This is a genomic window from Gelidimonas denitrificans, from assembly GCF_055694065.1.
The window spans coordinates 704,609-717,638 of the sequence record NZ_CM146350.1; the positions used below are offsets into that span (position 1 = coordinate 704,609).

The window sequence follows — 13,030 nt, forward strand, 5'->3', positions numbered from 1 at the left end:
ATATTCCGAAATGGCGCATCACTTCCCGCCGTCTGGATGGAAGATGGCGGCGGCCGTTGGGTAGAGCGAGATCAGCAAGTCCGCTGCGCAAATGGCGAGCACGGCCTCGATCTCTGGCGTAATGCGGCCGATGTCATCGGTTGATTTGCCGAGAGCCCAAATGGCATGAATTTCGGTGCGATGGGTGTTGACGATATCGGCTACGGCTTTTTGCCAGAAAGTCGGGTGCTCGCTTTGCGCAAAATCGCCGCGTCCACGACCGAAATGCGCCACCGCCAGGTAGCGCAGCAGGGCCGAGCGCACCAAGCCTTCATAAAACTCGGCCGACCAGCGGATCGACGGTGTTTTCCCTTTGACCAGATTGTAGCCACGCGCCAGACCGCTGGCGCCTAATGCCCCAGTGATGCCGCCGGCGACCATGCCGCCGCCGAAAGTCAGGCCGCCGGCGGCGATGTCGGCAGCCAAGCCGCCTAATGCCCCGGACAGCAAGCCGCCGAAGATTGCTGCGGTGTTGGTATTGAACGGCATATTGGCGCTGTAATCGTCGTGCAGGCGACGCAATACCTCTTGCGCGGCATGGCCCTGCAGCCCGTGTCGCTGGATCAGCCGATCTGTGGTGTGGTGGATATCGGCATCGAGTCGCTCTGCCATCCTTTGCATCGCCGCATCCTTGTCCGATGGGGCGTTATGGCCGAAGGATTTGATGAGTCCGCCGATCTTGCTGGTCCAGGTCGGATTGCTGACGGTTTCGCGGTCGCACGCGGTGCGTGCCAGCTGCGCGGCCAGGATCGCCATCGCGTCATGAAAACTGGATAGGTTTTGCGCGCGCCAGACGCTGCGCAGCGTGTCGAAAACGCTTTGTTTGTCAGCCGGCAGCAGGCTGGCGACGGTGTCCAGCAAAATCCCTTCCTGCACCCAGCAGCGAGCGAACGCGTCCAGCGTCAGCACTGCGCGCAGAATCGGAAAGCGCTGCAGATGGACGCGCCATTTTTGTTCTTCCTGCGCTTCCAGGTCGCCTCTGTGTGGCGGACCGATCTGGTTGAGTAGCAGCACTACCGGCTTGCCGATCCAGCTCAGGATTTGCATCTCCATATCGACATACGCGGCGTCTTGCGGGTCTTCGCAGGCATTGACCAGATAAAGGATCACGTCGGCCTGTTCGCGCGCGTTGCGCATTGCTTGCTGACTGCACCACAGCGGACGGTCGGCAAACCGGTCCCATACCTGAGTCATGATCCAGCCAATCGGATTGCCGGACATTTGCAGCCGGTGCAGCAGGCGCGCGGTATCGCCAAAGCCGGGCGTATCCCACAGCATCAAGGCGTCGCCTTGTTTGGTGCTCAGCATCGGGTAGGCCTGGGCCAGATCAGTGACATGAGCGGCGTCGCGCACTTCACCGACGTCGCGTCCCAGCAGCGTGCGTGCCAGCGTGGTTTTGCCGGCATTGGTGTGCGAGATCAGGCTGAGGTTGATGGGGCTGCTCGTGTCGTTTCGATGTCCGTCGGTCATGCTGTCATCCCTATTCCAGAACGATGTTTTGTAGTTGCAGCTGCGCGTTGCTGCACTCGCCATCTTCGCAGCCGAGGTCGAGCGCCAGCATTTTTACTTGATGTTGCTGCAGAATATGTTGCCAGCCGCGGCGTCGCTCGGCGAGCCGTTCGGCCGCGCCGGCCTGGCCCGCCAATCGCTGCCGGTAGGGCGATTCATCCAGTATCGCCAGCAATTGGCAATGGTCTTTACGTTGCGCCAGCTTGCGTTGAATTTCTTCCATCAATGTGCCCTGAATTTCATGTTCCGGCGTGGCTGCCGCGCTAAACAGCACGATGTTCAGGGTGGTCGGATTTTTTGTCTCGTCTGCGATATCGCCCAGCAGGTCGAGATGCTCTTGCTCGCTGCCATACGCTACAGTCGGTGCAAATTCGATCTGGCTGGCCGGACCCAGCGCATTGCGCAACATATCAAGCAAGCGCTGCCGGGCCGCTGCAGCGAGGTGGTAACTGTAGGGCGTTATGTTTACCCGCCTTTTGTTATCGTCCGGACTGGCCAGCAGGCGGCGCAGGTACGATTCGCCCGGATCGGCCAGCGGAAAGCGCTGTTGCAGACGGTTGGCGCGGTTGGCGGCATAGGTGGCCAGCAACAAGCGCGGCAGAATGATGAAGAGGGCGACGGTGGCTGCATACAAATGAATCCAGCGCGCGGCATTTTCGCCTGCTTGCAAGCCGTTCCATTCGATGGCGACGAGTTGCGCGGCGCTGGCGAGCGGAATCCCGGTCAGTTGCGATGCAGGGTTGAGTATCAGGTGCAGCAAGCTTTCCAGCATGCCGGCATTGAGGAAGGTGCTTTGCCAGCCAGCCAGATATTCCAGCCCGAGACCGCGCACATACATGCCGGCCAGCGTGCCGGCAGCCAGCAGTGCGGCACTCAGATGCAGAATGCAAGCGGCGCGCTGCGCCATCTGCGGGCTGCAGAAAGCTAGCCAGTCCCGGCCAAAGCGCGCCAGGCTGGCGTTCAGCGGCGACCCTTTCGGCAACTGCATTTGGTCTGATGCGGTAAAACTTACTGTGCGCGCCAGGCGGACCAACAGTTGCGCCAGCGTGGCCGACCTGGCGCGCATGCCGAGCAGGTTACCCAGCGCATTGAGCATCAACAGCAGATACACCAGTGCATTCCAGGCCAGCATCGTCAGTAACGGGAGCGACAGGATATTGATCCGTTGACCGGCAGTCATTTCATTGGCCAGCGCACCGAGCAGGAATGCCCCCAGCGGCAGCGCCCACAGCAGCCAACGCGGCCAGCGCGCCAGCAGATCGAACGGGCGCAATGCCACCTGCTTGTTACTTAGGCGGGCGCGCAACAGTTCGGCGCGCCTGACAAGGAAATCCTGCTGGGCAACGCTTGGATCCTGGCTGCGGGAATCCTGATTTTCGTCCAGTGGAGCTTGCGCACGCGCGGTCTCGCTGGCCCATTGCCGATCCTCGCGCGGCAGAATGGCGCCGCCGGTGTCGCTCAGTTCGATGGCGCGCACCAGCAATACATTGCGTGCCTGGGGTTCTTTCAACGGCGCATTCCTTAGATTCCGGTTCAAATCAGGGTTGGGTGTGGATGTTTTTGGCTCTCGGGCTAGGCGCGCCGCTCTGTAATGTCATCTTCTATAATCGCTCTGGGATCCATCTGCAGCACCACCGGCGAACTGCTACTCATCACCACCACATAGTCCGCTTTATCGGCCGCCGGCACTGCAGGAAACAGTTTCATCCGGTGTGATATGAACACGGCGAACAAGCCTAGCACCAGGGCAAAAAATAGCATCAGACTTGCAGCGCCGAAGGTATCCATTAAAGCGCCAGCGAGGGTGGGGCCAATCGCCGCGCCAACTCCGTGCACCAGCAATAAACCGCTCGTAACTTCAAGCAAGATGGAGGAGTCAATCAAGTCGTTGACATGCGCGACGTTGAGCCCGTAAAGCGTAAAAACCAGGCCGCCATATAAAGCGCCAAGTCCAATCAGAGAATTTTCCGATGCCCCGGAAAGCAAAAACCCCACACCCGCCAGCACTGCGCTGCCGATGCAGACCCATAGCATGACGACCCTGCGATCATGGCGATCGGAAAAATTTCCCACCGGCCACTGGAATATGGCCCCGCCTAAAATTGTTACTGCCATGAAGGTGGCAACACCAGCCGTTGTGAAGCCCACGCCCTGCGCGTAGGCCGCGCCCATTCCGTAAAACGCACCATTCAGCAAGCCGGAACACACCGCGCCAGCAACGCCTAACGGCGAGATTTTATACAGTTCACGCAGTCCCATCCGTGGCGTATCTACCGGCTTGGGCTCCGCTATGCGAATCAGCGTTATAGGCAGCAAGGCAAAAGAGAACAGCACGGACACCATGGCGAAGGAAAAAAAACCGAGCCTGTCGCCGACTAAAATCAACCATTGTCCCAAGGCCAATGCCACAAAACACACCGACATATAGATGGCAAACACTTTGCCGCGTTGATGGTTGGGCGCCAATACATTGAGCCAACTCTCAATTACGATATACAGCCCTACCAGACACACCCCCGTGAGCAAACGCAGCAATCCCCAGAACCAGGGATCAACCCAGAGCGCGTGCAGGATGGGCATAGTCGAAGCAATGGATGCCATCGCAGCAAATGCCCGAATGTGGCCCACCCGCCGAATGACCGCAGGACAAATGAAGGTGCCCAGCACAAACCCGGCAAAATACGCCGACATGATCAAGCCGGTGACCACGCCGGAAAAATCGGCTAATCCTGAACGTAAACCTAGTATCGAAAAAAGTAGACCAACGCCCACGATCAGCATGCTTACCCCGCTGAGCAACGAGGCTAGCGGGATCAGCAATCCTTGCATTTATGGGTCTCTTTTGATGAAATCAGCTTGAGCATTGAATCGGTTTTAATTTCGGCTTTGTTGATTGATTTGCCACGGCTTATTGCGTCGCATTGGCGCAATGGATCTATCGCGATAGCCTGCAAAACATCGAAGTATATAGTGGATTGCGGTCGCTACCGGCGCTGCTCATGCTTCGTTGCCGCATCTGCGCAGGTGCGGTAAAGCGGTGCTTGTATAATCAGGAACTTTAATGCATGGCGATCTGCAGGAGCCGACCCTGTCCGTGCACAATGAATCTCCGAATATCCCAATCTCCCACGCTCCTTTACGCGCTTGAAGCCATGACAAATACAACCCATTTCGGTTTTCAGACCGTCGACGAAGAAGAAAAGGCCCACAAGGTTGCCGAAGTTTTTCATTCGGTCTCCGCCAAGTACGACGTGATGAACGACGTCATGTCGGTCGGCCTGCATCGGCTCTGGAAAATGTTCACCATCGCGCAGGCTGGAGTGCGGCCCGGTTTCAAGGTGCTCGATATTGCCGGCGGCACCGGCGATTTGGCCAAGGCGTTCGCCCGCCAGGCCGGCAGCAGCGGCGAAGTCTGGCTCACCGACATCAATGAATCGATGCTGCGTGTCGGCCGCGATCGGCTGCTTAATCAGGGCTTGAATACGCCTGCCATGTTGTGCGACGCTGAAAAACTGCCATTCCCGGATAATTATTTCGACCGCGTCAGTGTCGCCTTCGGACTGCGTAACATGACGCACAAGGATGTGGCGCTAGCCGAAATGCAGCGCGTGCTGAAGCCGGGCGGCAAGCTGCTGGTGCTGGAGTTCTCCAAAGTCTGGCAGCCGCTGCAAAAGCCGTACGATCTGTATTCGTTCAAAATCCTGCCGTGGATGGGGCAAAAAATCGCCAACGATGCCGAAAGCTACCGCTACCTGGCCGAGTCGATCCGCATGCATCCGGATCAGGAAACCCTGAAAACCATGCTGGAAGAAGCTGGTCTGGAGCGCGTCAATTATTTCAACCTGAGCGCCGGCGTGGCGGCACTGCATACCGGCGTCAAGCTGTAACCGGACGCAACCATCCAGCGCACAGACGACGGCGGTTTTCTCATCCTCTTTCAAGAGAGCAGGTGGGAGTTTTTGCTCCTCCCCTTGAAAGGGAGAAAATTCCTCCTGCGCCATTTCCAGTTCGGCTATCAATGATCCCTTCCGCAATGTTTCCAACCATTTTGCCCGCCATCCTGCCCGCAGCCATCAATCACTTGCTGGCCCAGGAGCCCTGGGCGCGTGACAAGCTCGCTGTCCATGCCGGCAAGATTGCCTGCTTCGACGCCGGCCCGCTTTGCGTCCGGTTCAAGGTCGCGCCCGGCGGCATGCTGGAATCCGCCCCGCCCGAAATGCCCGCTACCGTCACTATCCGCGCTCAAGCTGCGGATCTGCCGCTGATGTTGCAAAACCGCGAACGCGCATTTTCGTATGTGCAGATCGAAGGCGATGCCGATTTCGCCAATACGATCTCGCAACTCAGCCAGACATTGCGCTGGGAAGCGGAGCACGATCTCAGCAAGCTGGTAGGCGATATCGCCGCTACCCGCATCGTCAGCGGCGTCAGGTCTGCATCCCGCAGCGTGCAGTCGACCGCGCAATCGCTGGCGGAAAATGTCGCAGAATATTTTCTGGAAGAGAATCCGACTCTGTTAAGACCGCAAGCGGTAAGCGATTTCGGACGGGAAGTCGCACGCATGCGCGATGATGTCGAGCGCCTCGCCAAGCGCATTGAAAAATTACAGAGGCGCAAGTAAATGATTTTGATCCGGAAATTTTTACGTTTGTTCAAGATCGCGCGCGTGGCAATCCGCTACGGATTGGACGAGATCGCGATTTCCGGCCTGGCCGTGCCGCGCACTGCAAAGCTGATCGATACGCTGATTTTCTGGCGCGACATTTCCGCCCCGCGCGGCGAACGCCTGCGCCGGGCGCTGGAAGATCTGGGCCCGATTTTCGTCAAGTTCGGCCAGGTATTGTCGACCCGGCGCGACCTGATGCCGCCCGACATCGCCGACGAACTGGCTCGGCTGCAGGACCGGGTGCCACCATTCAGCAGCGCACTGGCGATTGCGCAAATCGAAAAATCGCTCGGCGCTCACCCCGATACGCTGTTTGCTAGCTTCGAGCGGACGCCGGTAGCTTCCGCCTCGATCGCCCAGGTGCATTTCGCCACGCTCAAAGACGGCACCGAGGTCGCGGTCAAGGTATTGCGCCCGGGCATGAAAAAATCGATCGATGAAGATGTCGCCCTGATGCACATCGCCGCCGATCTGGTCGAGCGGCTATGGGCCGACGGCAAGCGCTTGAAACCGAGGGAAGTGGTCGGCGAGTTCGATAAATACCTGCACGACGAACTCGACCTGATGCGCGAAGCGGCCAATGGCAGCCAGTTGCGCCGCAATTTTGCCGACTCCAATCTGCTGGTGGTGCCCGAGATGTACTGGGACTATTGCTCGTCCGCGGTAATCGTGATGGAGCGCATGAATGGCATCCCGATTTCGCAGCTGGACCGGCTGCAAACGGCCGGCGTCGATCTGAAAAAATTGTCGCGCGATGGGGTGGAAATTTTCTTCACCCAGGTTTTTCGCGATGGGTTCTTTCATGCCGACATGCATCCCGGCAATATTCTGGTGTCGATGGACCCGGCCACCTTTGGTCGTTATATCGCGCTCGATTTCGGCATCGTCGGCACTCTCAATGACTATGACAAGGATTACCTGTCGCAAAATTTCCTTGCTTTCTTCCGGCGCGACTACAAGCGGGTCGCCGAAGCGCACATCGAATCCGGCTGGGCCCCGAAGGAAACCCGGGTCGACGAGCTGGAGTCGGCGGTGCGGGCCTGCTGCGAGCCGATTTTCGACCGGCCATTGAAGGACATTTCGTTCGGGCAAATCCTGTTGCGGCTGTTCCAGACCTCGCGCCGCTTCAATGTCGAGGTGCAGCCGCAACTGGTGCTGCTGCAAAAGACTTTGCTCAATATCGAAGGATTGGGCCGGCAGCTCGACCCTGAACTCGATTTATGGAAGACCGCCAAACCGCATCTGGAACGCTGGATGAGCGACCAGATCGGCTGGCGCGGCCTGATTGAGCGGCTCAAGGCGGAAGCGCCGCGCTATAGCCAGTTGATGCCGCAGTTGCCACGCCTGGTGCATCAGGCATTGACGGTCGCCGGCCAGCCGCAGCCGCAAAACACCGATCTGCTGAAGCATTTGCTGATCGAGCAAAAGCGCACCAATCGTCTGTTGAGCACCGTCATCTATTTCGGCAGCGGTCTGGTGGCCGGCATCATTCTGATTCAGGTGCTGATGCGGATTTATTATTAGAGTCTGTCGTTACTATTCAGGCCACTATAAGCAATTGCCAAACCGAAGTGGTTTTTGTAGGAGCGCACCCGGGCGCGACCAACGGCCGCAGTCTTGCGACTGCTTTCGCGCCCGGGTGCGCTCCTACAGCACCACTTCGCTCTTAATTGGCATGCCGCTTGAATAGTTATAGCCTGTCCAATTTATATGGGAGTATGACGTTAAAGCGCACTTTTCTCGCATATAAACAAAGCGGATTGTTAAAATACGTCCAGTAGTATAAAAAAATAGAAGCGCGTTTCGCTTTTGCCCTGAATCCCATTCTCCCCAAAAAGACCACTCCATGACGACCTTCGAGAGCCGCGATCCGACCGACCAGGCGTTCTGGAACGAGCGCTTCGACCGCAATTTCATGCCGTGGGACAAGGGCGGCGTGCCGGCCGCTTTGCGCGATTTCGTTGCGCAAGCGGCGCAAGTGTCACCTAATGCGGTGGTGCTGATTCCCGGTTGTGGCAGCGCTTACGAGGTTGCTTATTTGTCCGAGGCCGGTTGGGACGTGACTGCCATCGATTTCTCTGCGGCGGCGGTTGACGCTGCACGCGCGCTGTTGGGTCAGTGGGCGGCGCGGGTGGAGCAGGCGGATTTCTTTACCTTCACACCCCAAAAACTGCCTGACATTATTTACGAACGGGCATTTCTGTGCGCGCTGCCGCCGCGCATGCGTGCCGCAATCGCCGCCCGCTGGGCCGCTTTGCTGCCGCCCGGCGGATTGCTGGCCGGCTTTTTTTACTTCGACGACGCGCCCAAAGGCCCGCCATTCGGTATCGCCGCTGCACAGCTGGATGCCTTGCTCCAACCTTATTTCGAGCGCATCGACGATAGGCCGGTGATCGATTCGATTGCAGCTTTCGCCGGCCGTGAGCGCTGGCAGGTGTGGCGGCGACTGGCGTGACGGTGGCTGGCGTGAGATTTGCCGGCTTCGGGGATACGTTACACTCGGCACACGATTTTTTGGAACCTGATCCCATGTTGAGAATGACAAAAAACAAATCCATTATGTCGTTGCGCGGCTTGCTTGGGATTGTCATGGCGTGCTGCTGCACGCTGGGTGCTGCGGCGGATCTGCAATTGGAGCCGGTGCGGGTCGCTCCCGGCGTGTATGTCGTGTATGGCGACCTCAAGCCGGCCAGTTACGGCAACGATGCGCTGACGGTCAACCTCGGCTTTGTCGCCACCTCGGCCGGGGTGGTCGTCATCGACAGCGGTCCCTCGTATCGCGTAGCCCAGATGCTGCATCGGGCAATCGAGAAAATCAGCAGCTACCCGATCAGATACGTTATCAACACAGGCTCCGACCCGGCGCGCTGGCTCGGCAACAGCTACTTCAAAAAACTCGGTGTGCCCCTGATCGCCCATGAGGAAGCCCGCAAACTGATGGAGATGCGCGGTGCCGATCAACTCAAGGCGATGCAGGCTTTGCTGCAGGAAAAGGCTTACGGTACCGAAATCGCCCTACCACGCGGTTTTTCTAGCGACATGGAAGAGGTCCGCTTCAGCGACAGCCTGCTGCAATTGTCGTATTTCGGTCCATCTCAAAGTCCCGGCAACATCGCGGTCTGGCTGCCGCGACAGGAAATCGCGTTCGCTGGCGCCATCATGCAATCCGACGTCTTGCTCACGCTTACTCCCGACAGCCGCATCGCCAGCTGGATCGCTGCTTACGATAGCCTTGCCGGCTTGCGCCCGCGTCAGATTGTTCCTGGCCGCGGCGCGCTCGTCGAGCTGACGCGCCTGGACGCCGACACCCGCGCCTATCTCGTAACATTGCAAGCCGAAATCGACCAAGCGGTGCAGCGTGGCGCAACCAAAGCCGAAATTATTTCTCAGACTGAAAAGTCGAAAAAACTTACTGCGTTCAAGCGCCTGGCGGGTTACGCCGCATTGGCCCCAGCAAACGTTTTGCAGGTTTTACGTGAGAAGGATGTGCTGCGTTGATACCAACCAGTGCAGCCTTCCTGATCTGAAAGTCATGCTTTTCAATCTCTGCCGGATTGCCGACTGCCTTCCGGGCGATTTTGACGCGCCCCTGCCAGCGCGGTGATAGTGCCGGCGAAAACCTTTATAATGCCGGGTTTTGGATGATTTTTCCGGGATTACCATGCCAATCTATGCTTACCGCTGCGAAGTCTGTGGCTTTGCCAAAGATGTGCTGCAAAAAATGTCTGATGCGCAGTTGACCGAATGCCCTTCTTGCGGCAAATCCAGCTTTAAAAAGCAAGTCACTGCTGCCGCTTTTCAGTTGAAGGGGTCGGGTTGGTATGCGACCGATTTTCGCGGCGGTTCTGGCGGCGCCAATACTAACGCTAGCGCCAACGGGGGCGGTGAAACTTCTACTGTCGGCGCGTCGTCTGACAGCAGCGCTGCAACAACGGCAACGACAGCAGCTGCAGCGCCAGCGACAGCGGCGTCGTCCGGCGTCTCTGCCGGCAGCAAAGCAAGTGTTTCTGCCGAGAAATAATCGCCATCTATAGATCCGGAATGAATAGTATTGGAACCGGATTCCCTCACTTGCAGTGCGCGTCTCCGCTTGCAAGCGGAGACCGTTACGCAGGCGGATGGCATGCCATCCGAAACACCTGCTTCACCCCCCAGCTCCTCTCTCCCGCTCGCGGGAGAGAGGAGCGAAGTGAGTCGCTACGCGACTTTCGCGTTTAACTGAAATACCTGCTGCCAGCCTTGATGGTTGGCAATAAAGAAAGCCATGCGCAAATATTTCATCACGGGTTTGCTGGTTCTGGTGCCGCTGGTCATTACCTTGTGGGTGTTGAGCCTGATTATCGGCACCATGGATCAATCCTTGCTGCTGTTGCCGGAGCGCTGGCAACCGAAGACGCTGTTTGGTTTCAACTTGCCTGGGCTGGGGACGATTCTCACATTGCTGTCGATCTTCCTGGTCGGCTTGCTGGCGCAGAACTTCATTGGCAACTATGTGGTGGTCGCCTGGGAGGGTGTGCTCAGGCGCATTCCGGTGGTCAATTCGATTTATTCCGGCGTCAAACAGGTTTCCGACACGCTCTTTTCGCCGAACGGCAATGCCTTTCGCAAGGCCTTGCTGGTGCAATATCCGCGTGAAGGCTCGTGGACTATCGCCTTCATGACAGGCACCCCGGGCGGCGATGTCAAAAACCATTTGCTGGGCGATTACGTCAGCGTCTACGTACCGACCACGCCAAATCCGACTTCAGGCTTTTTTCTGATGATGCCCAGGGCAGATGTGATCGAGCTGAACATGAGCGTCGATGCAGCGCTGCGCTATATTGTCTCGATGGGCGTGGTGGCGCCGGAAAATACCGCTGCGCCACGCCCCAAAAAAACTGCGCCATAACGACTCACCGCAACTCACCGCGATCCACCGAACAACCGAACACTGAATTTTGATATAGACAGGGTAAGACAATGTCCTCCATGCGAACCAACTACTGCGGCCTCACCACTGAGGCACTGCTCGGCCAAACCGTCAGCCTGTGCGGCTGGGTGCATCGTCGCCGCGATCACGGCGGCGTCATTTTCATCGACCTGCGCGACCGTGAGGGCTTGGTGCAGATCGTCTGCAATCCGGAGCAAGCCGAGGTATTCAAGGCGGCCGAACAAGTGCGCAATGAATTCTGCCTGCGCGCCATCGGCACCGTGCGCCACCGCCCGGACGGCACCATCAACAACAATCTGAAATCCGGCAAGATCGAAGTAGTGTGCGAGACCTTGGAAGTGCTCAATCCATCGGTTACGCCGCCGTTCCAGCTTGATGACGATAATCTGTCGGAAACCACGCGCCTGACGCACCGGGTGCTGGATTTGCGCCGCCCGCAAATGCAAAACAATTTGCGTCTGCGCTACAAGGTGACGATGGAAGTGCGCAAGTTCCTCGATGAACTCGGCTTCATCGATATCGAAACCCCGATGCTGACCAAATCCACGCCAGAAGGCGCGCGCGATTATCTGGTGCCGTCACGTGTGAATGCCGGCGCATTCTTCGCGCTGCCGCAATCGCCGCAATTGTTCAAGCAATTGCTGATGGTGGCCAACTTCGACCGTTATTATCAGATTACCAAATGCTTCCGCGATGAAGACTTGCGCGCCGACCGCCAGCCTGAATTCACCCAGATCGATTGCGAAACTTCATTTTTGAACGAGCAGGAAATCCGCGACATGTTCGAAGACATGATCCGCCTGGTGTTCAAGAACTGTCTGAGCGTCGAACTGCCCAACCCATTCCCGGTGATGGATTACGCCACCGCGATGGGCGTGTACGGCTCCGACAAGCCGGATATGCGCGTCAAGCTGGAATTCACCGACCTGACCGCCGTCATGAAAGATGTCGATTTCAAGGTATTCAGTGGCGCGGCCAACATGGAAGGCGGTCGTGTGGTCGGCTTGCGGGTGCCAGGCGGAGCGGCGATGCCGCGTTCCGAGATCGACGCTTACACCCAGTTCGTCGCGATCTACGGCGCCAAGGGGCTGGCTTACATCAAGGTCAATGAAATCGCCTTGGGCCGCGAAGGCTTGCAATCGCCGATCGTCAAGAACCTGCATGACGCCGCACTGGCGCAAATCATCCTGCAAACCGGCGCACAAGACGGCGATCTGATTTTCTTCGGGGCCGACAAGACCAAAGTCGTCAATGATGCAATCGGCGCGTTGCGCGTGAAGATCGGCCATTCCGATTTCGGCAAGAGCCACGATTTGTTTGACGATGCATGGCGTCCGCTGTGGGTGGTGGATTTCCCGATGTTCGAATTCGATGAAGATGGTCAGCGCTGGAACGCTTGCCACCATCCGTTCACTGCGCCGAAAGACGGCCACGAAGATTACCTGGAAACCGATCCCGGCAAGTGCATCGCCAAGGCTTACGACATGGTCTTGAACGGCTGGGAACTGGGCGGCGGTTCGATCCGTATCCACCGCGCCGACGTGCAGAGCAAGGTGTTCCGCGCGTTGAATATCGATGCCGAGGAAGCGCAGCTCAAGTTCGGCTTCCTGCTCGACGCGCTGCAATACGGCGCGCCACCGCACGGCGGCCTGGCTTTTGGCCTGGATCGCCTGGTGACGATGATGACCGGTTCCGACTCGATTCGCGACGTCATCGCCTTCCCTAAAACCCAGCGCGCCCAGTGCCTGCTGACGCAAGCGCCGTCGGTAGTGGACGAGAAGCAATTGCAGGAATTGCATATCCGTTTGCGCAATGTGGAACCGGTGGTGAAGGCTTGATGCCAGACGGTTTCGGGGCATAATCAAAAGGCGCGGATTTTCGCGCCT

At 58.0% G+C, this 13,030-nt stretch carries 11 protein-coding genes; 8 read left to right on the forward strand and 3 right to left on the reverse strand.

Translation table 11 applies throughout. The features are described from left to right. Positions 1 to 18 precede the first annotated feature (18 nt). The 3 genes from FKCLFG_RS03300 to FKCLFG_RS03310 form a co-directional block, all read right to left on the reverse strand. Positions 19 to 1,509, reverse strand: a complete 1,491-nt coding sequence (locus FKCLFG_RS03300) for a DUF3482 domain-containing protein (protein ID WP_472614807.1) — start codon at positions 1,507 to 1,509, stop codon at positions 19 to 21. A gap of 10 nt (positions 1,510 to 1,519) precedes the next feature. Then, the gene (locus FKCLFG_RS03305) at positions 1,520 to 3,058 is read right to left on the reverse strand and encodes a hypothetical protein (protein WP_472614808.1); all 1,539 of its coding nucleotides are present in this window, start codon (positions 3,056 to 3,058) and stop codon (positions 1,520 to 1,522) included. Positions 3,059 to 3,120: 62 nt separating this feature from the next. Next, positions 3,121 to 4,377 carry an MFS transporter gene (locus FKCLFG_RS03310; RefSeq protein WP_472614809.1) on the reverse strand — a complete coding sequence of 419 codons (1,257 nt, stop codon included), beginning with the start codon at positions 4,375 to 4,377 and terminating at the stop codon, positions 3,121 to 3,123. Between the two features lie 323 nt (positions 4,378 to 4,700). Here FKCLFG_RS03310 and ubiE point away from each other — a divergent pair, with 323 nt between their 5' ends. The 8 genes from ubiE (at position 4,701) to aspS (ending at position 12,982) form a co-directional block, all read left to right on the forward strand. Next, on the forward strand, positions 4,701 to 5,435 hold the full coding sequence (gene ubiE, locus FKCLFG_RS03315) for a bifunctional demethylmenaquinone methyltransferase/2-methoxy-6-polyprenyl-1,4-benzoquinol methylase UbiE (RefSeq protein WP_472614810.1): 735 nt from the start codon (positions 4,701 to 4,703) through the stop codon (positions 5,433 to 5,435). Between the two features lie 146 nt (positions 5,436 to 5,581). After that, on the forward strand, positions 5,582 to 6,169 hold the full coding sequence (locus tag FKCLFG_RS03320; protein ID WP_472614811.1) for a ubiquinone biosynthesis accessory factor UbiJ: 588 nt from the start codon (positions 5,582 to 5,584) through the stop codon (positions 6,167 to 6,169). After that, complete coding sequence (ubiB, locus tag FKCLFG_RS03325; RefSeq protein ID WP_472614812.1) at positions 6,170 to 7,738, forward strand: ubiquinone biosynthesis regulatory protein kinase UbiB; 1,569 nt, start codon at positions 6,170 to 6,172, stop codon at positions 7,736 to 7,738. Positions 7,739 to 8,060: 322 nt separating this feature from the next. Beyond that, positions 8,061 to 8,669 (forward strand): methyltransferase, encoded by a 609-nt coding sequence (locus FKCLFG_RS03330; RefSeq protein WP_472614813.1) that lies wholly within the window; start codon positions 8,061 to 8,063, stop codon positions 8,667 to 8,669. 74 nt (positions 8,670 to 8,743) lie between these two features. Next, positions 8,744 to 9,712, forward strand: coding sequence for an MBL fold metallo-hydrolase (locus tag FKCLFG_RS03335; RefSeq protein WP_472614814.1), 969 nt, complete (start codon positions 8,744 to 8,746; stop codon positions 9,710 to 9,712). 163 nt (positions 9,713 to 9,875) lie between these two features. Next, the gene (locus FKCLFG_RS03340; RefSeq protein WP_472614815.1) at positions 9,876 to 10,235 is read left to right on the forward strand and encodes an FmdB family zinc ribbon protein; all 360 of its coding nucleotides are present in this window, start codon (positions 9,876 to 9,878) and stop codon (positions 10,233 to 10,235) included. Between the two features lie 243 nt (positions 10,236 to 10,478). Beyond that, on the forward strand, positions 10,479 to 11,102 hold the full coding sequence (locus FKCLFG_RS03345) for a DUF502 domain-containing protein (protein ID WP_472614816.1): 624 nt from the start codon (positions 10,479 to 10,481) through the stop codon (positions 11,100 to 11,102). An 80-nt stretch (positions 11,103 to 11,182) separates the two neighbouring features. Continuing rightward, the gene (gene aspS / locus FKCLFG_RS03350; protein ID WP_472615782.1) at positions 11,183 to 12,982 is read left to right on the forward strand and encodes an aspartate--tRNA ligase; all 1,800 of its coding nucleotides are present in this window, start codon (positions 11,183 to 11,185) and stop codon (positions 12,980 to 12,982) included. Positions 12,983 to 13,030: the final 48 nt, after the last annotated feature.